The organism is Rhodobacteraceae bacterium D3-12, assembly GCA_025916135.1.
In the GTDB taxonomy this organism is placed as follows: Bacteria; Pseudomonadota; Alphaproteobacteria; order Rhodobacterales; family Rhodobacteraceae; genus JAKGBX01.
The window spans coordinates 4221183-4246378 of sequence record CP104793.1 but is presented as its reverse complement, the minus strand read 5'-3'; the positions used below and the strand labels follow the sequence as shown (position 1 = coordinate 4246378).

Sequence of the window (25196 nt, the reverse complement as noted above, 5' to 3'; positions counted from 1 at the left end):
TCAAACTTTCTTCTGGATAATGATTTCAACGCGGCGATTTTGCGCCCGGCCTTCGCGGGTTTTATTGTCTCCGATCGGCTCGGTTGCGGCCTTGCCTTCGAACACGACAAGCGCGGCGGGCACACCATTGGCGACCAGCAGTTCGGCGATGGTTTTAGCGCGCGCTTCGGACAGGCCCTGATTTGACTGGAACGGATTTGAGCGCTGCACCGGGACGCTATCGGTATGGCCGATGACACGAACCTGTCCGATGAATTCGGGGTTTTCGGTGATAACCGATGCGATTGTGGCGATGAGTTCGAGATAGGGTTTGTTTACGTCCGCCTTGGACGAGCGGAACAATTCGGGGTTCGTGCCCTGAACGGCGACGACGGCGATGGAGACGTCCTCGCGCCCTTTGAGCGCTTTGGCCGTGTCTTTGGGCGCGGCGGCCTCGAACAGGGGAATGAGTTCAAGCAGCACCGGATTGATGGTGATCTTGGGGGTGTCCGGCGTTTCAATGACAGGGCGGAAAATTTCGGCGCGCGCAGGGGGCGGCAGAACGGTGGCGAGCGTGAAGAGTTGTTCGCCCTTGTTCGAGAGCCGGATCGACAGGCCGACATAGACCGCAGCAACCAACGCCAGCGCGACGAGGGCAATGGACCAGATCGGAACGACAAAGCCGCGATCTTCGTCATCGGCGAGCACCCCCTCCCAATGGGGCGAAAGCGGTTTGTCTTCGGCGTCGCGGTCGCGCAAAAGGCGCGCCATCTGGTTGCGCATCTGGGTCAAAGCCGCCTCGCCCGAGCCGCCAGCGATGCGGTGTTTGCCCCGAAACCCAAGCGACAGGCAGAGGAACACCAGCTCGAGCAACTCGGGGTCACGCTCGGGATAGCGTATGAGGTCTTCGGCAAGGTCAAAGAAACGCTCGCCCGCGTCGACATTGCCATAGAGCGACACGACAAGTGGCAGGCCGGGCCAGCCGGAGGCGCCACCCCATGGGGTGTTGATTGCGATGTCGTCAAGAAGCGCGGCGACGAACCATGCGGCCTGATCTGCGCGGGTAAGCGGCACGCCGGAGGAGACCGCGCCATCGCGCGAGTAGGTCAGGTTGTCGAGCAGGCGTTCGCGCAGCACATCGGGGTTTTCCGGCGCGGTGGCGCGTTCGAGTTCGGGCGCCATGCCGAGCAGGATGGAAAAGGCATTGACCAGCGGGTTGTCATTGCTGCGCGCCTCGCGGAGGCGGACGTTGCCGTATTGAGACGCCTGACCCGGCGCGCCACCGGGAAAGCCGCCGCCGCCACCAGAAGAGGCTCCGCCGCCGCCCTGCCCGCCGTAGCCACCCGATCCGCCATAGCCACCGGAGCCGCCAGCCCCGCCAGAATAAATCGGTTGCTGCCCACTGGACGGCTGACTGTTCTTTTTCACCGGGCGGATGCGGGTGCGTCCGGCGTCATTTTCCAGTCCGAAAGGGTCATCCCTGCTCATGGTCAGCGGCTCACTGCGTAGCAATCAATTTCGGGAGCGGGATCAAGTTTGCCCGCGACACCGACGACAAAACCCTGTGCATTGCCCAGCGCCGCCCAATGTTCGGAGGCGCGGTCAAGTTCAAGGCAGAGTCTGTCGCCATCATAAGGGATTTCGCGCGGCTGCGAATGCAGCGGTTTTAGCGCGATACCCGGAAGTTTGGATTTCCACAGCGCGTCGAATTCATCGGGCGAACCAACGGTGGTTTGCTGCACGAAGAGTTTGCGCAGCATGGCTTCGGACATTTGCCCGCCGACACGCAAAACGATGCGGTTCTTGTTGAGAAGGTCGGGGTTGTCGATACGCACGGTCCAGATGTTATCGGAGTGCCGATTAACCGGAAGCGCGCGCGATTTCGGCTCGACATGGGAGAGCGAGAGCACAAGCGAGCGAAGTTCATCGGCCAGCGCTTGGAACGCGGGGCCGGGGTTGGCGTGTTCATAGGCCGGAAGATCGGCAAAACGGCGGGCCGACGCGCCATAGGTGGCGAATTGCCCGGCAAGCCCGGCAAGGTGCATGAACAGCTCGGACGGATGCACATCATTTTGCGCAGCAAGATGCGACAGGCGCGGGCGGGCGGCATTGGCGGCCTCAAGGATCAACAGGTTTTCCATTGACGCGCCGGTGCCACCGACAACCATTCCGGCATGCGCATCGCAAATATGGTCGGTCCCGGTGAGCAGTTCCTTGAGAAATTGCAGATACCACGGCACAGCGGAGACCATCAGCGCAGGCGGCAGGAAAGTGTCAGAGGTCACGACACCGCCTTCGGCATTGAGGCCGGTGATCTCGGCGATGGGCAGGGTGGTGTAGCCGGTCGTTTCCTCGCCCGGTAGCATCAGGCGGGGGGCAAGGCGGGCGACCTCGATCTCGGTCTCTTCGGCGCCATTGCGGATTTCATCGCGCACGGTAACAAGTTCGCCGCGATAGCGGGTGCCGGAGGGGTCGGCGTGGGCCGGATCGACAATCGCCGCCCCAGCGCGTTCGGCCGGGATAGCGAGGGCAACGGCCCCGGCTTCGGTCGCGGCGGTGACCGGCACAGGCGCGACTTCGGCGGTGCCATCAGGAACAGAGAAGAAGGTGCCATCAGGGAACACACCTTCGGCGCGTTCAAGCCCGATCATGCCAGATTCAAGCGCGTTAGGGTCGAGTTTGAGATCGGCAAACCCAAAGCTTTGCAACGGTGTGGCACGCAGCGCGCGGCGCACCAACCATTCGCTATGGCGGTCTTGTTGCTGGAAATGCTGGGTTCTGAGGAACAGCCCCTCGGACCAGACAACCTTGTTCCTATCCGTCATGCTTTGCCTTTCTGAGGCGTTTCGAAATCGACCCGTGCCTTTGGCCAACCTCGAAACGCTTGTGATGTGTCTTGGCGGCTGATCAGGCCAGAGAAACCGAAATGCCCGACGAACTGACGCCGATGATAAGCCCTGCGCTTTTGGCGGGGGCGGCGATCTTGCGGCGCACAACCTTGCCCGAAGGGCTGATGAAGCCGCCAACGACGCCGATCATCGAAGCACCGGCCTGAACAGGTATAACACGCGACACGGGCGTGGTTCCGGAGATCACGATTTGATCGGATTTAACCAGTTCTGCGCCCAGCGCCGAAGACGGGTTTTGCAGCGAAACGTAATCGGCCGCATCAAAGGCGGACGAGCCGGTCATTTGCAGGATGGTCACGGTGACCGGCCGGTCTTGGCCATCGGACCCGCGGTTCATGCCTGCTTTGCCTTGAACCGAAACGGCCAAATTGGCGGCGGAGGGCACACAGCCCGCAAGGCCAAGCCCGGCGATGCCCGTAAAAATGAAAGTGCGTCTGTCAAAATGCATGTCAGCTACTCCTTTTGGTTTCATATGCCTCACGAAAATCGGCACCGACTTCGCCAAGGAATTGTTCTTCGGCGGATTTCGCGAGGTCGCGGTAATGCTCTTCATACATATCCCACATCTTGGCGGATTTGCCGCCAGCGATGAGTTTTTCCAGAAGGCCGAGGTTTTCGGCTTCCTTTTCAATTTCTTCGGGATCGAAACGGTCAATCATCCGGCGCAATGCGGCCTGAAGCGCGGTCCATGTGCGCAATTGGTGGTCCATGATATCACGGTATGCCCATGGCACCGCCTGATCGGGGCTGAGATAGCCCTTGGCCGGGGGTTTCAGGAGCGCGGCCATGGCGTCTTCGGGGGTGGCGAGGAATTTGAGCGGGTTCACGTCTTCGTTGGCAATGATCGTCTGGGCCACGCGGGCGCGGCTTTTCTCCTGAGCGCGGCTGCGCAGGAGCATCATCAGGCCGTCGACCAACTCGCGAAAACGAGCGCCGAGCTGTTCCATCTCGGCTTCGGTGTTTTGCGACGGGATTTGCGCCGGATCGAGGCCCATGCCGCGTATCAGAGCGTCACGCAGTGCGCTTTCGCTGGCCGGGTTAGAGGCGGCGGGAGGCGCGGGCGGGGCGACAGGTTGTGGCGTTGGCGCAGGATTGGGAGTTTCGTTGCGAGCCTGTGCCACGATGGGCGGGTCCGCAGGGATTTCACGGGGCTGCGGCGCCGAAGGGGCCGGAGCGGGCGCGCCACCGAAGAAGTATTTCGAACCGCTCTCGTCCGATGGTTGGGAAGCGGGCGCTTCCTGCACAGGCGGCAATTCAGGCGGTGTCTCCGAGGGCATCGCCGAGGCTGTATCGTCTTGCGGGGCGAAGGGGTCGCGTTTGAGCATGCCGCCGGTTTCCGTCACCGGACCTTCGCTGCGCAGGTCAAGCTCCATCGGGTTTTCCCAATCAAGCGGTTTGAGGGGGCGTTCCTCGTCTTCGTCGCTCAAACCGAAAGGATCAATGCCCCGAGATTTGGCGCGCGGGTCGAACGGGTCAGGCAGGCTGTCGGGGCGGTCGCGCCTGTCCTCTTGCGGCGGGGGAGCGCCGAATTGAAAATCAAACGCGCCGGGTTGGGCAGATTTGACGGGTTCAGGAGCGGGGGCATCCGCAGTAGCCGCAGCAACGCCAATGACAAAATCCCCGATGCGCAGCGTCATGCCAGGTTCAAGCGGAACGGAATTGCCAGCGCCAACCGGATTGGCGGAATTGTCGATGAACAGCCCGCCAGAAGAGGCATCGGTGATCATTGGCTGGCCGCTTTCATCGCTGATGATGCAATGACGCCGCGACACATACATGTCGGGGTCATTCAATTGCCAATCGGCATCGTCGCCACGCCCGATCGAGAGGCTTCCGCCCAGAAACACACGTTCCTGTTCGCGCTGGGTATGGGGAGCGGTTTCAAGTGTGAGTTTCAGGGTCATGCCGCTCTCCTCGCTGAACGTGCCGCTTCGTCGACCAAGTTGCGCACGTAGTAATCATCGGCCTGCTTTGCCGGATCAGGCGAAAGCCAGGCGGTTTTGCCGAGCCGCGCTTCGCCGAGACGGGCGGGCGGGGCCTCTCCTTCAGCGAGCACGAGGCGAAGGCGGAATACAAGCTCTTTTCCCGAGGCAAAGACAACGGCATGGCGCAAACGCTCCCATGCGGCGGGATCATCAAGGAAGGTGGTGAATTGTTCAAAAGTGAGCGGCCCAAGGCGCAATTCCGCGTGGGACTGGCGATCAAACACCCGCCCACCGGCCACCGCGCCGGTGCCAAGGCCGCAATGCGCGGCGCCGAGGCGGGTTTGCAAATGGTCGGGCAGATCGACCCAGACGCCAACGAATTCTTCGAGTTCGGCCGGGACGCCGACCACAGTTTCAAGGAAGCTGGTCAGGCGTTCGGGGTTCTTGACCGTATGGGCGAGCGAGGTGGCATGGTGCAGTTTGGCCCCGTCGAGCCCTTGGTTAATGCCACGGGTGCCGGGCAGGCCAATACCGGCCAGCGCCCGCATCAGGCCGATGATACGCCCGCCTTCGCCATGGGCGATATGCACATCGGGCCGGGCCTCGGCCCAGGCGCGCCAGTAGAGCGAGAGCATCCGGTGCTGAAGCATGTTCAGAAAGTCGATGAAGGAAGTATCCGACGTGGCGCCGGATTCATCGCCTGCGAACCAGCGGTTTGACAGGCGCTGCATGATCCAGCGGGTCATATGCAGCGGCATCGGCCCTTCGGGTCCGATCAGGCCAAGCACGTTGACGCCAACAAACGGGACATTGCCGGGCGCTTTGTTGTTGAGCGTGGCAACATCCGCCGCAGCAAAATCCAGCCGGGCGATTTGCCCCAAACGAGCGGGTTCACGGTCGGGCCCGCCGGCACGACCAAAGCGCGCGCCTTCGCTTTCGAGCTGACGCAGCAGTTCGAAGAAATCCATCGCCGGGATGTCGGCCGGATCGGGTGCGCCGGGATGATCGGTCAGACCAGAGCGCGTGTGCCGTGGGTCATCGGCCATGCCACCTCCTTCTGACTATGGGTGAGGCGCGTTTTCGTGCGCACAAACGAGTTGATCGCGGCGTGTCGCGCAAACAGCTGTGCCAGCAGTTTGGACAACAACAACTGGCTGCCACCGGTGAGCAGTTGTTCGTCGATGTCGAGCGTAAGTTCGGTGCCGTGTCCAAAGCAAAGCGGGCCGGGCAGGCCGAGCCGTTCGACCACCGCGCGCGAGGAAACGCCAAGCACCGCGCGGCCGTGCCTTTCGAGCGTGGGATCGCCGCGATCGGAATAAAGCCGGAGCAGCGCGAGCAGGGGTTCGTCGTTCTTGTCCTCGGCGGCGAGCGACAGGTGATTGAGCGACAACTGGGAAATCCAGCGCCATGTCAGATCATCAATCCGGCTTTCATTGCTGGCACCAAACGGAAGTGCCGAGCGCAAAGAGGGACGCGGGCGGCGGAAGGGGGCCAGAAGCTTGACCGATTTGACCGGATCGCCGGTTTCGAGCGTCAGCGTCGGGTTGTCATCCAGCACCGGCAGATCGCGGTTTGTGCAAAGCGCACGAATGTCGAGCCGCTTGGGCATAGTGCCACCGCGCGGGGCGGTGCCGGGTTGCGCAATGGAGATATAGAAATCATCGCCAGTATAGCTTGTCCGGGTTTGGCCACGACGGATTTCATCTTCGCCCGGACGGCGGGGGCGGCGTTCGGTCGTATAGACCACGCCGCTATCACCTAGATGTTCAATGGAAAACATCGGCGAGAGCCGCGCCTGTGGGCCGTTTGTCTCGGCGTCTTCGACACGCAAAAGGCGGTAGATTTCATAGTCCCGAGGGCGTGTGCGATCCGCATGGACGATATACGAAGCGCGCGAGGTTTTGACATCGACCAGATCGCATTCGCGCTCAAACAGGTTGATCAACGGCACGGTGGAGAGTTGAAAATCGCTTGCCGAGACGCCGGTGAGACCATCAATGGATTCGCTCAAGAGAATGGTGATTTCAAGCGTTTCGCCCTCGGTTGTGCAGCGTTTCACCGCCGGACCAAGACCCGAGAGACGAGCAAAATGAAACCGTTCCGGCATAAGGAAATATTCGCGCAACAGGCGGTAGCCCTCGAAAGAGGCGCGCACACGCGGGAGCAGGGCTTCTTCGCCCGCGACGCCGATCATCGCGGGAGGTGTGGCCGTTTCAAAGGGTTGTTTGCGATCGTTGGGACGGGCCAGAATACCAGCGCCAAAGCCGAAAATCGCATCAAACAGCGCGCCGCCACGCGACTCGCCTCCGAGAAAGACATCGAGGCTGTCGAGAGACAGTTCGCTCAGCGGCCCGGCGCCATCGCGTTTGATCACGAGACGTAGCCCGGCTTGGGCCTCGCGGAGGTATCGTTCGGGGACACCAGCCTGATTGAGCGTGCCTTGGTCCTGAAGATATTCCGCTTCGACCACCTCAACCGGCCAGAGACGCACGTCTTGGGCGGTGGTGAAGGTAGAGCGGGTTTGCAGCCCTTCGCGCAGGCCGGCGATGATACGCGTGCCGCGTTTGACCACATGGCCGTTTAGCATCCGCTCGACCTGTGGCCCGGGTGCGAGTTGGGCCATCGACATGGCAGGGCCGGGCCCGGCGAGATCGGGATAGAGCGCGTCAATCAGGTTGCGAACATAGCGTGACGCCTCGCCATCGACCTTGAGCCGGGTGCGGGCGGCCAGAAACGCCACCCCTTCGAGCAGGCGTTCGACGTAAGGATCCGGACAGGGTGTGGATTCGATCGAGAGGTTGCGCGCCACATTGGGGTGGATCGCGGCAAATTCGCGGGCGAGAGAGCGGATGTGGGTCAGCTCTTCTTCGTAATATTCCAGAAACACACGGTCCATCAGCTATCCTCGACCGTTGTGGAGGCTTTGCCGCTTTCGAGGTTGATCATCGTCGACAGGCGCAGCCGTTCAGGAACGGGCGAGAGCATCAGCACCCCGTCAATTTCGATCCGCATACCTTGCTTCTCTTCGATCTTGATTTCGACTTTCACGGTTTCTTTCTTCAGTCGCGGTTCAAAGCAGATCAGCACCTGGCGCAATTCGCGCGCCAGAAGCTCTTTGTTGAAGTCATTTCCCTTGCGCCCGGAAAAGGCAGGCACGCCAAAATTCAACACGCTGGTGCGCACCTCTGGAAAGTCTTCAAGCCTTTCTTCGGGGCTTGAATAGGTGAGCCTTTCGCGGTCGCTCAGCAGGAAATCGGCCTCTAGCCGTTCGACGTTAAACAGCATTTCGATGTCGCGGCGCACCGCCTCGCGCAGGATCGTCGGAGTGACGACGATCCCGCTGTCTTCGAGGCGGCGCTGTTTGGTCGTGTGTTGCAAAAGGCGATGCAAGCGAAGGCGCGTCTCGTCGTCAAGGTCGGTGCGCGCCTCAATTGCGCGCGCACCCCCTTCGAGAAGCGTATCAATTGCATCGGGGTCAGGCAGGGCGCTCAAAAGCTCTTTCCTAAGCCCTTCCGATTCCGCAACGATACCGGGGAGATCGTCGCTCAGACGATCCCAGAGCGATGGCTGAACAGCCTCCTGGCGGGCGCCGGGAACTTGTGACGTGTCAGACATGCGCTACTCCGGTGCCGCCGATTACGCCCCGGCGGCGATATCGAATTCAACCTCATGCTCATCGCCAGCCGAGTGATCGTCGGCCTGGACAACGTACTTGATGTTGACCTGTTCAAAGGCAAGACCCGCCTGCTCTTCGATCATCTGGCTGTCAGGGTTCGTTTCACCGACCCCAATCACATGATACTGCGAAATAATGCAGTTGGTCATGGTGATCGTGAGGTAGTCGAGATGTGCCTCGCCCGAGTCCTTGCGCACCATCAGCACAATCTCGTCAAAGCTTTTGGCCTGCATACAAGCCAGCGCGAGATAGGGCGACGATGCATCATAGAATTTCTTGAACTTGAGCGCATCGACCTGTGCCCGCGATTGCGAGCGCCCGCGGCCAACCTGAGCAACAGAAGCCTGTTCGATCACCCATTCAATATCATGGACGTCGATCTCTTCTTCGTGGTCAACGCGTTGCGATTCACCCGGAAGGTCGGGGATTTTCATATAAGCCGTAAGAGGCATTAGAACTCTCCTTTTTTAATAAGTTTGGTCAAGTTAGGTCTTTACCGAAGGCAGCTCGGAGACGAGCCGCAAACTCGCATTGATGCCTTCGAGTTGGTAATGTGGGCGCAGATAGAACCGGGCATTATAGTAACCCGGACGGCCTTCGACCGAATCCACCTGAACCTCTGCCGCGGCAAGCGGCCGTTTGGCCTTGGCCTTGTCATCGGCCATGGCCGGGTTGGCCAGAACGTAGCGGTTGATCCACTCGCTGAGCCAGACCTGCATGTCACCACGCTCTTTGAACGTGCCGACCTTGTCCCGTGCAATCGCCTTGAGGTAATGCGCAAAGCGCGACACCGGGAAGAGGTAAGGCAAATTCGCCGAAAGCCGTTCGTTTGCCTGAGCGTCCGGGTCAACCAGACGTCCGGCGCGGGCCTCGTCGTCCTGCAAGGAATGCGCGCCGATAAAGGCGGCGACATCCGTGTTCTTGCGGTGCAGGATCGGCATCAGCCCCAGCTTGGCCAGTTCGGCCTCGCGGCGGTCGTCGATGGCAATTTCTGTCGGGCATTTCATCGCGACCGAGCCATCATCGGTCGGGAATGTGTGAACCGGAAGATTGGTCACGGTGCCGCCCGATTCAACACCGCGAATTTGTGTTCCCCAGCCATAAAGCTTGTGACTGCGGTTGATGTTCACGCCCATGGTGAAGGCCGCGTTCATCCAGGTATAGTGGTCATGCTTGCCGTCGATTTCTTCTTCGAAGTCAAAGCCTTTGACCGGCACGGTTTCGGCGCCATAAGGCAGACGCGCAAGAACGCGTGGCATGGTCAAACCGATGTAGCGCGCGTCTTCGCTTTCGCGCAGGGACTGCCAGCTGGCGTAATCCGGCGAGCTAACGATTTGTTCAAGGTCCCTGCGGATTGGGCAGTTCCTGCCAGCTGTCCATACGGAACAACTGCGGCGCGGCGGCGGCAATAAACGGCGCGTGGGCCGACGCGCAGATACCCGACAGGTTGCGCAGCATGCCCACGTCGCGCGGGTGTTGCGAGAACTCATAAGCGCCGACAAGCGCGCCAATGGGTTCGCCGCCGAACATGCTGTATTCATCAGTATAGAGCTTTTTGAAGATCGGCGATTGGTCCCACATCTGGCCTTCGTAATCTTCCAGAGTGTCGGCCAGCTCGTCCTTCTTGATGTTGAGCACGCGAATCTTGAGCTTTTGATCCGTTTCGGTGTTGTTGACGAGGTAATGCAGGCCGCGCCATGTGCCTTCCATTTCGCGCACTTCGTCGCAATGCAGGATTTCGTTCATCTGCTTGGTCAGGATCGCGTCGATCCCCGAGATCAGCGATTTGATCGACTTGACCGCATTGCCCGAAATCGTCGCCGTTCCGGCGCGTTCCTGTGCGGCGAGCGCGAGGTTGGACACGAGGTCTTTGAGCTTGTCGCTTTCCTTGTCCTTTACGCGAAAATCTTTCTCTAGCAGTTCGGAAAATTCACCAAGGTCGAGCGCTTCTGCTTCTGCGACGCCGGCGCCTGCTTCTTGTTTTTCTTCAGCCATGATCAGCCCTCCTCGCCTTCGTTTGCTTTCATCGCTTCTTCGGCAGCTTGGGCCAGAAGCGGTTCATTGTTGAGAAGCTGTGCGATGCGCTTCTCGGCGTCGACCTTGCCATCCATATAGCCCAGAAGCTCTTCGAGGCGGCGGCGCATGTCGAGAAGTTCGGCCAGCGCGGGCACCTGTTCGGCGACCTTGTCAGGGGCGAAATCGGACATGTTTTTGTAGGACAGATCAACGAACATTTCTTCGTCGCCTTCTTCGCCTTCCTTGACCGGAAGCGTGTTTTTCACCCGTGCTTTGACACGAGGTGACAGCGCCTCCATGAATTTATTAAAGCGGCCAGCGTCGGTTTCGACGAACGCGCGGTCGTTGACCGATTTCTGTGCTTCCGGCGTTTCGGACGATCCGGCGAGATCGGCCATCACACCCATGACGAAGGGCAGTTCGATGGTGGTTGGGCTGCCGTAATGTTCGACATCATAGGCAATCTGGACCCGCGGGGCGCGGTTCCGCTCAATGACTTTCTGCTTACTTTCACTCATGGTTCAAGCCTTTCACTTCTGATCTATTTCTTTTTCACGTCGACCCCCGCGACCGAGCTGAATTCCTTCAGGCCGGACGGGGCGATCTCTTCCATCAATTCAAGGAAATCCATGGCAACCATCCGGCGCATACGCCGTGCCAGATGCGGGATCGGGCTTGATGGTTCTGTTCGTTCATAAAATGAAACAATTGCATCGAGGCTTTTCTCGACATCACGGCGGGAATTGATTGCGCCCGGTGCTACGGCAGCAGAGCCATTGGCCGAAGATGCGCCAGATGCTGAGGGTGCAGCGGTTGGCGTCGGGTTCTGCGCGGCGGGTGTATCGCTTTCGTCGGCAGCATCGTCTGACATGGCGGACACTCCTGCTTCGAAAGTGGTGCGAACCTGCTCCAGAAACTCGCTCAGCTCGGACAGCGACAGGGCCATATCAGACCCAAAACCACCGCTTTGCGAAAACTGTGCGCAAAGATCGGTGATGGATGCCTCGCAACGCCCAATGGCGGCGATGGTTTCTGCGGCGCGCTCGGCCTCTTCGGCGGCGAGGGCGCGACAGGCGGCGTTGACGCGGTTGACGACTTTGCTGTGTTGCTCGCTGAGCAGGGCTTTCTCGGTCTCGTTCAGGCCAGAGGGCGCAAGGTTGAGGTGCTCAAAATCGCTGAGCGACGCTTCGGCGAGGTCCATCCCCGAGATCGCGCCGAGCCCGCGCATGTTTAATATGATCGAATACTTGAGATCACCCAACAGCCCGTTGTCGTCATTTTCAAGCTGTTTGAGCGCGTTGATACGGGGCAGCGCGGCGGCCTTGGCATCGTCACGTTCACGCAGTTCGGGGTGCAACGTGTCCCAATGCCCAGCAAGCGTGTCTTTCAGAAGGCCGAGCCCCTGGGCCAGACCATCGAAATCTTCGACGGCGGCAACGGCGCGCACGAGGATGACAAGCAATCGCAGGTCGCGACCGTCCTTGGCCAGCGCAACAGCTTGATCCAGCACATCCTGCCAATCAACGTCAGGTGCGCTTTCGTTCAGCGTACCATCGGGGTTCAAACGGTTTTCGCGTGCAGCGGGGCCAAGCAACCTTTCGATTGCGTGAAACCGCGGATCGTTTCTAAGCTCGACTCCCGAAGGCGCATCATCGCTAATGGAATCGAGGAGGCCTAATAATTCCATACCCCCCAGCCTTAATAAGAATAGTAAAAATTACTTGTGTTGATCCTTTCAGATGTTTTCGATTCTTGCAATGTTGCGATTGGCTTAGTCGGGGCGGGTATTCCCTACCTCGTTTTGCGAGGGGGCGCTGCGGGGGCAGGAATCCATGACTTGTCCGGGTGCAAAGCGGGGGGCAAGCTTGGGTCAGACGAACCCGGCCTTGGTGAATCAAGGCAGTTGTGGGATAATCGGGCCGATTTTTAAGCAAAGGTATTGATATGGATGTCAAAGACCGCACGACTGGTGTTGTCATCGGAATGCTGATGGGGTTCGACGGCAACGAGCCTTTGGTGGTGTATCCAACGAACCCAAGCGACGAAGCGCGACCGGCACGTGCGCTCTGTGCTTTGAGCGCCGAGGACGCGGGGCATGAGGTTGCCCTTTTGTTTGAGGATGGCGATTTTGCCCGCCCGTTGATCATTGGGCGCATCGTTGACCCGGCGCGCCAAGACGTTGTGCTTCCTGATGCTGGCATGGCGACGGTGGTGCGCGACGGTGAGACCGTGAAGATCACCGGCGAAGAGCGGATTGAGCTGCGCGTTGGCAAGTCGGTTATCATCATGGAGAAGGATGGCCATATCACCATTCGCGGCAAGCACCTTGTTTCACACGCCTCGGCCTCGAACCGGATCAGGGGCGGATCGGTGAACCTGAACTAATGGGTGTGCCGGTTCTGGAAGATATCGTGCGGCAACATGCCGAGCAGGCCGCATTCTTGTGGAACATCTATGACGACGCGCTGCTAAACCCCGATCACCCGGACAATGAAGACATGGACGAGGAGCGCATTGCGCGGGTTGAGGAGCAACTGAACGCCCATCTCGACGGGCTGCGCGTGGCCGGCGCCGGAGGTTTGGCGATTGCCGAGGAACGCTATGCCGAGTTTCCAGAAGCAGGGGAGCTTTTTGTGTTGCGAATGTTGCAGCCGGCGGCGCTGGAATTGACGGTTGGTGAGTTGGATTTGGAGCGGGTTAGGGAATACCTGCGGGCCCATATCAAACCAGAGTGAACCCGCCCGCTTCGTAATGCAGCCGCAGAGATTTCCAGCTGTCGCCGTCAAACCGCCACGCGGTATCGGTGCCGACGCAGTAGAGAAAATCATTATCACAGCGCAAGTCATAGCCGAGGCGGGTTTCGTGAAACTCTTCCAATTCGGTGCCATTCTGGCGATAGACACCAAACCAACTATCGCCCCAGTAGACGTTTCCTTGCCACTGGCGCACGGTGAAAAAGGTGCTTTCGGGGGCCGTAATCGGGATTAGCTCGGCCTCGTCCCTGAGTTCAAAGCAAGCGCCGTTGTCGCCGCAAAAGCGCAGGAGTTCGGGCCGCGTGGCGTCAACTCCGCGGAAACGGGCGCTTAGAGAGAGGTCGATAGGCGTCCATGCTTCGCCATCGAGGCGTTGCAACGTGCCCGCCGCGCCAACGCTGTAGATATTGCGTCCGCGTTGACCGTGAATATCGAACAAAAGCGTGTTCCGCCCAGGTTTGATCGGCGCGTAGGTGGTGCCGTTAAAGCGGCAGGATAAGCCATCGACTCCAATCAGGAATGTGGTGGTAGCATCATAGCACCACAGACGATTGCAAAACCAATTCGCTGCATTGCGCCGCGCCCAATTGTCAGGCGCTCCACGCCAGACATCCCGTCCGACCTCAAGTGCGCTGAGATCTTTTGTGCTCGTTGCAGACAGGCTGAACAGCCAGTTTTCGGTGATCATAATGGGGCGCGATTTTGCGGGGTCAAAATCTTCGACCTCGAATATCACAGAGATTGTTCTGTCGTGATCTCCGTCACCGGTTTCAAACAGGATAGCGCAGGTATTTGCGCCAGTAATAGCGACCTGAGTGCATTCGTAGTGATAATCCGGGTCGATGAGAATTTCGCTCATCAGGTAGGAGATTCTGTCGCGTTCGAGGATCATTTATCGCGTTCCCTTGCCCCTAGCACCGACCATCAGAGACGGCATCGTCGAAGCGACCTGCGGCGGCGTTTGATATGGAATTGTCCGGTTTCTTGCCATTCTTGGTGCGTTCCTGACATTTTCCGCCAGCGCCTAGGTGACATTGCAACTGGCCTTGGCTTTTCTTCTCGAAGTCTTCCTTGTTTTCGTCGTCGAGCTTCTCTTCGATGTCTTTCTTGTTCTCAGCCTTGAGGCAGGCGCCAAGCTGTTCACGAACGGGATCATCCTTGTCTAGGGCCTGTGTCTTTTCGTGGCAGGTCAATGTGGCATCGACGCATTCATCCATGAACTGGTCAAGCGAAAGGCAGGGAACATGGGTGAGCGCATCCTTGCACATCGCCGTTTTAATCTTGTGGTCGGAGCCTTTGCAGGAGCGCGGCGTGTCACCGCGCATCCAGCTTCGTGTGGTGGAGTCCGATTGGGATTTGCGCCCGTTGGGATAGGTGGTGTGCATACATATGCAGCGCCCGCCCTCATCGGAATACCCTTGCCAGTGCTTGCAAGTGGCCCCCACGCTTCGCAGGCCTCGGCAGGCAAAAAACTGGTTTTCGATCGTGTGTTCTTTTTGGTAGCCATCTTCACATTCCAGCTTATCGTAAGCGACCGGCTGCAGCTTATAATCGGACAGAATTTTGGCACAATCCTCCATCGACATGTTGAGCGATGCGATATGTGGAAACGGAGGTGTGTTCCCCGGCGGAGAGCTGTGGTTGTTGGTGGTGATGTCGGACATGCGCACCACCGGTTTGCTTTCGAATTTCACGTCCGACGACCAGGCGTTGAAGTAGGATTTGCCCATATTCTTGGAGCTGATAACGCCCTTCTTAGCGGCACAGCCCGCCTCGTCACCAGAGGTGCGCTTCATGTCGGACTTGTTCTTTAGGTTGACCTCCTTGTCCTTAATCTTGACCTTGCCAGTGCCTTTTTCGGTATCGCTGGCCATGGCGAAGTTCGGGTAGGGCACGGGCACGCCGGGGGTGTGGCGGGGTTTTCGGGCGGGGTCATGCAGACATCCGGGAACGCGGCAATTGTTTGCGCCTGCACTGATTTGCCCGAAATCTCCATGCCGTTTGCAAACACACCACCCATTACGCGGCCCTCCTGACTTTCGCTGCGCTGTGAAAGACTGCCGCCCCGCAAGCGCCATTGTCACCCGAGGCTTCGATCAACACGGGGCTGCCCGTTGCATACCCCTTTTCAAACGCTTCAAGAGCCCAGCCGATCATCAACGGCACCACCGCCGCGCCGATATTGCCGAGCGTTTCAGTTGGGCTCCACAGGTCTTGAAACCCGGTGCTGTCGCGGGTGAGGCGCAGGCGGGCAAGCGCGGTTTGTTTGAAGAAATACGCCTCGCCGATCAGGTCGGACATTCGGTAAATCACTTCACCCAGCGTGGTTTGCGCCCCGTCAAGCGCGCGCTTGTAAGCCACGGTCAAACCATCGCCGCGCAGGGGCAAATCTGCGCCGTCCTTGTCCAGACCATTATAAATTTTCGCCTTCTCGCTGCTCAAACCCAAGCCGGAGAGAGCAAAATGCGTGGGCTCTCCAGAGGCGCAAAGCACCGCAGCGGCGGCTTCGCCGGGCATGAAGCCATTGGGGTTGTCCGCCGTGAGAAGCCGCTTTTGCGCCTTGTAGTGAGTGACTGCCTGACTGGTCAAAAGGCTGTCGGTGCCAACGATAAGGGCATGATCGAACGTATCTTCGGCAAATGCGGCGCGAACACGATCAAGCGCGACGAAACCGGATGGGCGGCCATGTTCGGCAACATAGGTTTTGGTATTGGGAGCAAGGCCGGAAAATTCCCGCACTTGTGCAGCAAAAGCTTCGCTATCCTGCACCACACGGCCCGGACGTTCCGGTTCGGGGAGGCATAGCACCAGAAGCAAGCGGCCCAACTCATGCCAATGCCCGTCGAGCGCATCGACAATGGCTCCGGCGGCAAGATGAGCAAGCCGCCGTTCGCCGATCCAGCGGCGGGGAAGAGGGACAGGCGCGCCGATAAGAAATTCATCTGCGCCCGACAGAAATTCGGTCTCTTGAAATCCGTCAATATTACCACGCATCGCCGCGCAGGAGGCGGCGCGATCAAGCCCGACCGCCGTGACCATGCCCGAGGCGAGGATATTAACACCGCCGCTCACGTAACCGGGTCCAGATTGGCGCGTTCGCTGACCTTGCCGACATAGCGCTTCCCGGCATCATGGGCGCGCAACAATCCACGCGTTGGTGCGCCGATCCACGCTTGGGAAAACTCGGTCAAATGGCGCTTGATGGGAACCTCGGCGCGCCAAGTCAGCGAAAAGCGTCTCTGTTCCGGGTCGATCAGCAGGCTGTCGGGTAATAGCACCTGTTCAAGCGCCGTAGCGCTGCCGCGAAACAAGCGCAGCGGCAGGCGGGTGTCGGGCAGGCGGAACCCTTCGCGGCCTTGGGGCGTGAGGTTGAGCAGCACCACTTCGGTATGTGGGGCGGGCGGGGCGATTTGCTGATCCTCGCCGACTTGCTGATAATACCGCTCGTCGAAATCGGGCGGCAGGAAGGGGAATATATTGTCCTCCCAGTTCTTGTCATAGGTGCCGCCATAGCGCAGCCGTTGCGGCACGCCCCGCGTCACCGGGCCCAGCGCCATGGGCCGGTAGCTTTCGTAAGGCGAGGTGACGGGTTCATGCAGTTCTTCGGTATTGGGCAGCGGTTGACCGGTGAGCCGCGATTGATTTTTAGGCGAGGCATAACCGCATCCGGATGGGTTTGCGACATAGGCCGGTGGCTTGTCATCATCAGGGTTAGACAGGTCCGCGCCGCCAAAAGCGGTGTCATAGCTGAACTCTTGTCGGGTAAAGGGATGCGGACGGGTGGTTGATACCGTCGGCCCCACCACAACCCAATTGCGCGGACCGATCACATTAAAGCTTTTGGACCATTGACCGACACGCAAGCCAACCTGCACCTTTGTTGCCGGTTTGCCGCCGGGAGCATAGGCCGCGCCCTGAACCACGACATCACAATTGGCTTTGCGAAATGCGAAATCTGTTTCCCAGAGCGTAGCGGAAAAGCCAGGTTCGCCCTTGAACGTATCTGCAGTAACTAGGGGCACCTGTTCGCTCAGGGGTTCGGGCAGATCATTGGGGTTGTCTGGAAAGGCGAAGCTTCCCTTGATCACAAAGGATAGGTATTCGCGGCCAGCCACGTCCATTCCCATTGTCGGGAACCACAGGTAGGGGGTGCGATTATACACCTGCATTTTGATGCGCCCTTGTAGCGGTTACGAAAATTCGTACTCAAATCCCTGATCGCCACCAGTTACCCGGACCTTGGTGAGTTCGCCGCCTTCAAGTTGATAATTCAGAATTCGGCGGCTGAGTTCGGGCAAAAGCGTATTGGTGAGGATCGCGTCGATCATGCGGCCACCGGATTCGATTTCGGTGCAGCGGGCTTTGATCACCTCAATTGCACCGTCACCGATATCGAGTTCCGCGCCGTAGCCATCGGCAAGTCGCTTGGCGATAGAGCGGAGTTTGTGACCTGCAATCACTTCGATCATCGTGTCGGAGAGCGGATAGTAGGGAATGGTCACAACCCGACCCAGAAGCGCAGCGGGGAACACCTTGAGCAGTGGCGCTCGCAGAGCCGCGTTCAGCTCTTCATCATCGGCATGTTTGGTGCCGTCTTCGGTCATTGCCATGATCTCTTCAGAACCGACGTTCGACGTCAACAGGAGCAGCGTGTTCTTGAAGTCGATCCGGCGGCCTTCGCTGTCGTCCATCATGCCCTTGTCAAAGACCTGAAAGAAGATCTCGTGCACGTCGGGGTGGGCTTTTTCGACCTCATCCAGAAGCACGACCGAATAGGGGCGCCGGCGAACCGCTTCGGTCAGAATGCCGCCCTTGCCATAGCCGACATAACCGGGAGGCGCGCCTTTGAGGGTCGAGACGGTATGGGCCTCTTGGAACTCGCTCATGTTGATCGAGATGATGTTGTCTTCTCCGCCAAACATCTGCTCTGCCAAAGCCAGAGCGGTTTCAGTTTTGCCGACACCGGAAGGACCGCAAAGCAGGAAAACGCCCACGGGTTTCTCAGGCGGTTTGAGACCGGCAGCCGAGGTTTGGATTCGGTTCGCGATTTGCTGCATCGCGTGATCCTGTCCGACCACCCGTTCGGAGAGGGACTCGGCAAGGGACAAAGCGCGCTCGGTCTGGCTGGCCAACATGCGGCCCATGGGGATGCCTGTCCAATCCTGAACTACCGACCCAACGGCGAGCTTGTCGACGGCGGGTAAGATCAAAGGCGTCTCGCCTTGATGTTCAAGAAGCTGCGCCATGCGTTCGCGCAGGGTGCCGAGGGCCTCATCACGGTTGAACGGCGCATCCTCGACCGCGGGTGAATCAGTCTCTAAATTGGCCGTTTCGGGCGCTATCTCGGCTTCGCTGGTCTCTTCTTCAGCGACAGCATCAAGCGGAGCGTCGCCGACATCAGTGGTTTCGTCAATCGCGTGACCTGTGCCGCGCAATTTGGCACGAATGTCGAGAATTTCGCCCACCAGCTCTTTCTCGGCCTCCCAGCGCAGGTTGGCGGCCTCAAGCGCGGTTTGGGCGGTGGTGATGTTCTCTTCCACTTCGCTTTTGCGTTCGGTCACGTCGATGCCGATAGCCTCTTCGCGTTCGATGATCCCTTGTTCGATTTCAAGGGCCGACAGGCGGCGCATGATGTCTTCGACCTCGGCCGGGGTGGCGTGTTGAGACACGGCAACGCGCGCACAGGCGGTGTCCAGAAGGCCGATCGCCTTGTCGGGAAGTTGCCGCGACGGGATATAGCGGTGCGAAAGCTTGACGGCGGCTTCGATGGATTCATCGAGGATTTCGACCTTATGGTGCTTTTCCAGCACCCCGGCGATACCGCGACACATAAGAATCGCCTTGTCCTCGGAAGGTTCGTCGATCTTGACCACCTGAAAGCGCCGGGTGAGCGCCGGGTCGGGTTCGATGTGCTGCTTGAACTCGGCCCAAGTGGTGGCGGCAATGGTGCGCAATTCGCCACGCGCGAGCGGCGGTTTGAGCAGGTTGGCTGCGTCGCCGGTACCTGCGGCGCCGCCTGCCCCGATGAGGGTATGCGCCTCGTCGATGAAAAGGATGATCGGCGTATCCGAGCTTTGCACCTCTTCAATGACGGCCTTGAGGCGTTTTTCAAACTCCCCTTTCACGCTTGCGCCGGCCTGCATCAGGCCGATATCGAGCATCTGAAGATCGACATTGCGGAGCTGTGGCGGCACATCACCGCGGGCAAGGCGTTGGGCGAACCCCTCAACCACGGCGGTTTTACCAACCCCGGCTTCGCCCGTGAGGATCGGGTTGTTTTGTTTGCGGCGCAGAAGGATGTCGACGATTTGGCGGATTTCGGCATCGCGGCCGACAATCGGGTCCATCTTGCCATCGCGGGCGCGCTGGGTGAGGTTTGTGGCATATTGCGCCAAGGCCGATTGCCCGCCGGGTTTCGGCTTGGCTTGTGGGCTGTCATCCTCGTCAAAGGTGCGTTCCAGAGATTGAGGCAACAGGTCATCAAGTTGCGCTGCCATCGACGCCGGGTCGATCTTGTCGAACTCAAGGCTCATTTTATAGAGCAACCCTTCGAGCACCGGAACCTGAAGGCAGCCCAAAAGAACATAAGCCGAGCGCACCTGATCGTCGCCAAATTCGAGCGATCCGAAGTTCCATGCTTCTTGGATGGCGCGGAAAATATGGTCGGAAAATTCCTCGACCGAACTGGCGCCGTGGGGAAGTGCATCGGTGGCTTTCACCAATTCGCCGTCAAACTGAGCGCGTTCGATGCCTGCCGATTCCAGCAAAATAGCGAAATCGGAGCGTTCGGAATCAGCCAGTGCGGTGATGAAGTGAACAAGTTCGACATAAGGGTTGCCCCGCGCCTTGGCGGCTTGGGCGGCGGCGGAAAAGGCTTTTAGGCAGGTAGGGTTGAGCTTTCCGACCAATTCCTTGCGTTTAACAGTCTCCTGGGAGCCTCGGGCGGCCATGTTAAATCTCCGAAAAAATGTTGTTGTCACCTAAATGCGGTGAAATAATCGAATTTGTATTGAGATAAGCATAGACCGGAATTCCATACCGGGCGACATTTTTTCTGCGTGGCTTGGGCAATGGGCCGGGGCTGGCAAGAGGGAGCCTTAGATGAAAGACCCGATGCCGACCGACATTTTCAAGATTGGTCAGGTGCTGAACAACACCTATGAAATCATAGGGATTCTAGGGCGTGGCGGCACGGGTGAGGTGTATCTGGCGCGCAACCAGATCAACGAGCGCGAGATTGCTATCAAGGCTCTGAACGCGCGGTTTTCGCAGAACGACGATTACGTCTCTTTGATGAAGCGCGAAGACCAGATGCGGGCGATTCTGCATGATGCGGTGGTGCGATACATCGAATGTTCGCGCAGCGATCAGGGGCATGTCTTCCTTGTGATGGACTTTATCGACGGTCCGTCGGTGAACGACGTGATGCGCGATCGCAAGCTGAATGATCGCGAGCTTTTGGTGATTTCACACCGGGTTTTGGAGGGGTTGGTGCCGACCCATGCGAACGGGATCGTGCATCGCGACCTGTCACCTGACAATATCATCCTTCGCGGCGGCGATCCGGAGCGGGCAACTATCATTGACTTCGGTATTGCAAAGGACACAACCGCCGGAGCGATGACGATTGTCGGCAATGACTTTGCCGGAAAGTATGAATACGCCGCGCCAGAACAGCTTGAAGGGCATTCGGACCGGCGCACCGATCTCTATGCGCTTGGCGCTTCGTTATTGGCGGCGTATCGGCGGGACATTCCGTTTCTAGGGACAACACCGGGCGAGATCGTGCGGCGTAAAGCCGAGCCGCTCGACCTGTCGGGGCTTCAGGGTCCGCTGCGCGAATTGATCGAATGGTTGACCGACCCGGATCCGAACCGCCGCCCACAAAGTGCGGAAGAGGCGCTTGAACGATTGGGTGGGATGCTCAAGCCGCTTGAAGACCGCAAGGATGGAAAGAGCGGTAAACGTCGGTCGCGGCGTGAGCGCAAAAAACGACGGTCTGCGGTTGTGCCGCTTTTGCTTGGCGGTTTGCTTTTGGCTGGTGGTTTGGGGGCATGGCTTTCCGGGGCTCTGGATCAACTGTTTGAGCCGCCTTTGCCAATTGCAGACCCTTATGAGCTGCGTGCGGCGAAGAGCGAAACCGGGGATTTCACGTTTTCCGCCCATGCGCCGGACAAGGAAAAAGCAACGGGTTTACGTGCCGCTATGGCCGAGGTCATGGGGCGATTGCCCAGAGAAGAGGCGATCACGCTGGCACAGGGGATGCCGTTTGAGACGTGGCCAACCAAGGCGGGTGAATTGGTTGCAATTGCCGCCGGTTTGGAACGCTGGGACGTAAAGCTTGATAATACCAAGGCCGATGTTTCGGGCCTTGCCACGAGCCGGGCGGATAAACAGCGGCTGATACAGGAGCTGAGCAGTTGGAGCACAACCGCGGGGATCAGCGTGACCCCGGATATTATTGCCGGACCAGAGCGCCTTGGGGTGGACAAGGTGCAGCAGGCTTTGGACAGGCTGTCGACCTGTGGACGGCTTGAGCAACGCAACGCGCCGGCGCAAAGCTATGCGATTTATGACGCGATTTCGATCAGCGGTGATTTGGCCGCCGCAGGCGACGTAGACGCCATAAAGGCGATGTTAGAGCCACAAATCGGGGATCGGACACTGCGCTTTGAAACCACGATATTGAACGAAGATCTTTGTGCAATTCGCGCGGTTCTTCCGCAAGCGCCAAGTCAAAGTGTTTCGATCTCTCTCAGCCATGGAAAGACCGGGAAAAGCGCGCTGACCGGGGTGTTTCGGACAGGGGAAAATCCGGTTGTCGATATATTGCTGCCCGGCAATCTGAACCAAGGGTCGCTTTGGGTATTGGTGGTGGATAACACCGGCAAAGTGTTCCACGTGCTGCCCAACATCAACCGCACCCAACACGCCGTTGAAGGGTTGGGCGTGTTGGAAAACGGGGTCCGGCGGGTGCGGGTCTTGTGGTCGCTGGACGAGTTTCTTGCCGATCAGAAACGTCTGGCTATGCAGGTGACGGATAGCGATTACGGCAAAAGCGAAGTGATCGCGATTTTGAGCCGTGAACCGCTATTTGATATGCGCCGTCCACGTGACGAAAGCGTGCGTTCGGTGGCCGAAGCACTGGGTGCGGCGGTGAAATCGGGTGAGACCGAAATAATCGGCATGGCCAGCCGTATTCTTGACGCGCGCCCCTAGAGCGAGCGCAAAAGGATCGCGCCGGTCTGCATGGACTTGGCGATTTGTTGATACTGAGCGCGTTTGCGGTTGGAATCACCACTGGCGCGAATCAATAGCGTGGCGCCGTTGTTGATAATCCGTGCCGCGTCACGCGAAATCCTTGGCAGCTTTTGGCGTTGAACCGGAACGAGCACACGATTGAAACGCTTTCCGCTTTTGCTCACCCGGATTGGTTTGGCAGTTTTGCTTTGGTTTGCATTGGCAAGGGCACGCAATTTTTTGGATGTGTCGGCCAGCACCTTTTTGACCTCTGCCATCTCGCCGACATCAGGGAGCTGACGTTGGATTTCCCAATATTCATAGGCGAGGCAATCAACCGCATAAGCACCACCTGTGAGTTTGCCACAAAACTGCGTAGCCGAGCGAAGGGCGCGCGTTACCGCGATGGGAGAGTTCATTGGCGAAGACGCCGTAGGTGGCGAGGGTGTCCCGGTGGTGGGGCCTTCGCCGCCATATTCGCCGCTACCTTCTTCGGACTGAACACGCACCACAATGTCAGGCACATACCTATCGGGCGCAACGATCGGCGCGTCAAAGAACGGTGATTGACTGCTGGCTGAAACGGTAGACGGCGCTGTCGTCAATCCGGCCGCAAGAATAGCGCCAGCAACGGAAGCGAGGAGCGATAAAGGTTGGGTCATCATAAAACGCCTTCGAGAAAAGTAAGTTAGTGAAAATCACGACATAACGATCGCCCCCAATGGTCAATCACGTCAACACGCGCCTTGGTGGGTTTTGACCATGGGGGCCGCTGTTACGCCGGATAATACAGATCTATAAATCTTAGCTTATCACACTGTTTTGTTCGGTGTTTCGTCAAGCACGGTTTCCCAGACTTGGTTCACGCCTCACAGATCGCTATAGTTTGATGGCGGCTCACGCCGTTTCATACGCAAGCTGTTTATATTACGCACACTTTAGATATCGAGGTATACCATGCGCAGTCTTCTGCTGGTCTTCCTGTTTGCTTTGACGCTCCCCGCTAATGCGGCGGAGCGAATCGGGTTGGTTATCGGGATTTCGGACTATCGTTCGATCCCGCCTCTCAAAAACACCGTCAACGATGCGACCGACCTATCAGAAACGCTGCGGGGTATCGGGTTCGAGGTTACGACCTTGATCAATGTCAGCGGGGCCGAGCTTCGTGCGGCGCTGGATGAGTTTGCGTTCAAGGCAGAGGAGGCGGATCTTGCGCTGATTTACTTCGCGGGGCATGGGGTCGAGGTTCAGGGCGAGAACTTTCTGATCCCGGTTGATGCCGATGTGAAGTCCAATAAGGACATTCAACAACAATCTGTATCCCTCAAAGGGTTGCTGCACTCTGTTGATCGCGCGCGCAAAATGCGGATCGTGATTTTGGATTCCTGCCGCGACAATCCATTCGGCGATGCCATTGATTTGACGCAGACGGTTGATGCCGGTGACAGTTCGCAAACCACACGTGGAGCAAGGGGGTTGGCGCCGCCATCACCGGACCGTGGCACCATGGTCGCCTTTGCGGCACGTGATGGCAACGTTGCCTTGGATGGCGAGGGGGACAATAGCCCGTTTGCTTTGGCTTTGATGGACAAGCTAGCGCGGCCTGAGCTTGAGATTTCGTTAATGTTTCGGGCAATTCGCGATGACGTTTTGCAACGCACAGGCAACCGGCAAGAGCCGCATACCTATGGCTCGCTTACCGGGCTCCCTGTTTTCGTCGCCTCATCAGGTCACAGGGATCAAACGCTGGCGTTGGGGATGAAGGGGCGGATCGAGGCGTGGTCAAAGGTGAACCCAAATCTTGAGCAGCAATACGAGATCCTAGCCGAAGATCAAAACGATGTGCGCTCGATGATTATCCTTGGGATGATGCGGCTTCACCCGGAAAGCCCACGGTATGATCCGGATGCGGCGCGCGGCTATCTTGAACGGGCGGCAAAGCTGGGCGATCCAGAGGCCATGTATGAGTTGGGCCGGTTGTACGAAACCGGAATTGGCACCGCACCCGACCCGGCCAAAGCTTTGACTTATTACCAAGCCGCAGCGCGTCAGGATTACGGCCCAGCATTGAGTGACATGGGGTTTTTTCAAATCGAGGGCATGTTGGGATTGGTGCCGGATACGACCAAGGGAATTGAATTTTTCCGCCGTGGAGCGGAGCGAAACAACGCGCCAGCGATGTTCAATTACGCCTCGATGATCGACGACGGATTTGTTCAGGGCAAAACCGCCGAGGATGCAGCAACATATTTTTATCAAGCGCTGCGCGCCGGCAATCCCGAAGTGCTAAAGGCGCTGACGCTACATCATGATACGCTATTGCCTGCGACTCGTCGGGCGCTTCAACAAAAGTTGTATCAGAACAAATTTTACCGTGGCTCGATTGACGGAGATTTCGGGCCCGGAACCCAACGAAGCCTGCGAGCCGCATATGGTCAGATCGAAGGGTAAGGAAATCCTGCTTAGCGGCAGAGCGAAATTTGTAGTAGTGTTGAGCGAGGGGTGATTGCCTCGCAAGTTTTTAAGTCAGGCGCGTTAAATTGCGGCGCCACGTTTGTTCGGTTTCGAACGACGATAGATTGGAAGAGGATTTGACCATGTTCAGGATGATTCCGGCCCTAGTGTGCTGTTTTGCGCTTTCAGCATGTGTGACACCACCTGCGCCGCAAGGTGGCAGTCAGAAGGCCAAGGCAAAATC

At 58.5% G+C, this 25196-nt stretch carries 20 protein-coding genes and 1 pseudogene; 4 read left to right on the top strand and 17 right to left on the bottom strand.

The annotated features are described in order from the left end of the window. The 11 genes and pseudogenes from icmH to tssA all read right to left on the bottom strand — a co-directional run bounded on the left by icmH (position 1) and on the right by tssA (position 12192). Positions 1–1467, bottom strand: a complete 1467-nt coding sequence (gene icmH, locus N4R57_20785) for a type IVB secretion system protein IcmH/DotU (protein ID UYV37351.1) — start codon at positions 1465–1467, stop codon at positions 1–3. 2 nt (positions 1468–1469) lie between these two features. Beyond that, the gene (tssK, locus tag N4R57_20780; GenBank protein UYV37350.1) at positions 1470–2804 is read right to left on the bottom strand and encodes a type VI secretion system baseplate subunit TssK; all 1335 of its coding nucleotides are present in this window, start codon (positions 2802–2804) and stop codon (positions 1470–1472) included. Between the two features lie 82 nt (positions 2805–2886). Next, on the bottom strand, positions 2887–3336 hold the full coding sequence (gene tssJ, locus N4R57_20775; GenBank protein UYV37349.1) for a type VI secretion system lipoprotein TssJ: 450 nt from the start codon (positions 3334–3336) through the stop codon (positions 2887–2889). A gap of 1 nt (position 3337) precedes the next feature. After that, entirely contained in the window at positions 3338–4792 is a 1455-nt protein-coding gene (tagH, locus tag N4R57_20770; protein UYV37348.1) for a type VI secretion system-associated FHA domain protein TagH, read from the bottom strand. Beyond that, on the bottom strand, positions 4789–5859 hold the full coding sequence (tssG, locus tag N4R57_20765) for a type VI secretion system baseplate subunit TssG (protein ID UYV37347.1): 1071 nt from the start codon (positions 5857–5859) through the stop codon (positions 4789–4791). The genes tagH and tssG overlap by 4 nt, the downstream gene beginning before the upstream one ends. Next, complete coding sequence (gene tssF / locus N4R57_20760; GenBank protein ID UYV37346.1) at positions 5823–7709, bottom strand: type VI secretion system baseplate subunit TssF; 1887 nt, start codon at positions 7707–7709, stop codon at positions 5823–5825. Before tssF ends, tssG begins: the two co-directional genes overlap by 37 nt. Beyond that, a complete protein-coding gene (gene tssE / locus N4R57_20755) occupies positions 7709–8428 on the bottom strand; it encodes a type VI secretion system baseplate subunit TssE (GenBank protein ID UYV37345.1) in 720 nt (239 codons plus the stop codon). Before tssE ends, tssF begins: the two co-directional genes overlap by 1 nt. A gap of 21 nt (positions 8429–8449) precedes the next feature. Further along, a complete protein-coding gene (locus N4R57_20750) occupies positions 8450–8941 on the bottom strand; it encodes a type VI secretion system tube protein Hcp (protein ID UYV37344.1) in 492 nt (163 codons plus the stop codon). A 33-nt stretch (positions 8942–8974) separates the two neighbouring features. Further along, a pseudogene (gene tssC, locus N4R57_20745) lies at positions 8975–10484 on the bottom strand (type VI secretion system contractile sheath large subunit). A 2-nt stretch (positions 10485–10486) separates the two neighbouring features. After that, a complete protein-coding gene (gene tssB, locus N4R57_20740; protein ID UYV37343.1) occupies positions 10487–11023 on the bottom strand; it encodes a type VI secretion system contractile sheath small subunit in 537 nt (178 codons plus the stop codon). Between the two features lie 23 nt (positions 11024–11046). Further along, a complete protein-coding gene (gene tssA, locus N4R57_20735; protein ID UYV37342.1) occupies positions 11047–12192 on the bottom strand; it encodes a type VI secretion system protein TssA in 1146 nt (381 codons plus the stop codon). Positions 12193–12449: 257 nt separating this feature from the next. On the opposite strand from tssA, the gene N4R57_20730 reads away from it, so the two are divergent. Beyond that, positions 12450–12890 carry a DUF6484 domain-containing protein gene (locus N4R57_20730; GenBank protein ID UYV37341.1) on the top strand — a complete coding sequence of 147 codons (441 nt, stop codon included), beginning with the start codon at positions 12450–12452 and terminating at the stop codon, positions 12888–12890. After that, positions 12890–13240, top strand: a complete 351-nt coding sequence (locus tag N4R57_20725) for a hypothetical protein (protein UYV37340.1) — start codon at positions 12890–12892, stop codon at positions 13238–13240. The genes N4R57_20730 and N4R57_20725 overlap by 1 nt, the downstream gene beginning before the upstream one ends. On the opposite strand, the gene N4R57_20720 is transcribed toward N4R57_20725, so the two are convergent. The 5 genes from N4R57_20720 to tssH all read right to left on the bottom strand — a co-directional run bounded on the left by N4R57_20720 (position 13227) and on the right by tssH (position 20208). Further along, complete coding sequence (locus N4R57_20720; protein UYV37339.1) at positions 13227–14150, bottom strand: hypothetical protein; 924 nt, start codon at positions 14148–14150, stop codon at positions 13227–13229. The two genes, N4R57_20725 and N4R57_20720, sit on opposite strands and share 14 nt — an antisense overlap. 19 nt (positions 14151–14169) lie before the next feature. Next, positions 14170–15132 carry a DUF4150 domain-containing protein gene (locus N4R57_20715; GenBank protein ID UYV37338.1) on the bottom strand — a complete coding sequence of 321 codons (963 nt, stop codon included), beginning with the start codon at positions 15130–15132 and terminating at the stop codon, positions 14170–14172. Between the two features lie 145 nt (positions 15133–15277). Continuing rightward, positions 15278–16330 (bottom strand): 3-oxoacyl-ACP synthase, encoded by a 1053-nt coding sequence (locus N4R57_20710; GenBank protein UYV37337.1) that lies wholly within the window; start codon positions 16328–16330, stop codon positions 15278–15280. Beyond that, on the bottom strand, positions 16327–17427 hold the full coding sequence (locus N4R57_20705; GenBank protein ID UYV37336.1) for a DUF2169 domain-containing protein: 1101 nt from the start codon (positions 17425–17427) through the stop codon (positions 16327–16329). Before N4R57_20705 ends, N4R57_20710 begins: the two co-directional genes overlap by 4 nt. Positions 17428–17448: 21 nt before the next feature. Beyond that, complete coding sequence (gene tssH, locus N4R57_20700) at positions 17449–20208, bottom strand: type VI secretion system ATPase TssH (GenBank protein ID UYV37335.1); 2760 nt, start codon at positions 20206–20208, stop codon at positions 17449–17451. A gap of 151 nt (positions 20209–20359) precedes the next feature. On the opposite strand from tssH, the gene N4R57_20695 reads away from it, so the two are divergent. Continuing rightward, positions 20360–22477 (top strand): serine/threonine-protein kinase, encoded by a 2118-nt coding sequence (locus tag N4R57_20695; GenBank protein ID UYV37334.1) that lies wholly within the window; start codon positions 20360–20362, stop codon positions 22475–22477. On the opposite strand, the gene N4R57_20690 is transcribed toward N4R57_20695, so the two are convergent. Further along, positions 22474–23160, bottom strand: coding sequence for a hypothetical protein (locus N4R57_20690; protein ID UYV37333.1), 687 nt, complete (start codon positions 23158–23160; stop codon positions 22474–22476). The genes N4R57_20695 and N4R57_20690 overlap by 4 nt on opposite strands. A gap of 295 nt (positions 23161–23455) precedes the next feature. On the opposite strand from N4R57_20690, the gene N4R57_20685 reads away from it, so the two are divergent. Beyond that, positions 23456–24949: a caspase family protein gene (locus N4R57_20685; GenBank protein ID UYV37332.1), complete on the top strand. Its 1494-nt coding sequence runs from the start codon at positions 23456–23458 to the stop codon at positions 24947–24949. The last annotated feature ends 247 nt before the right edge of the window (positions 24950–25196 follow it).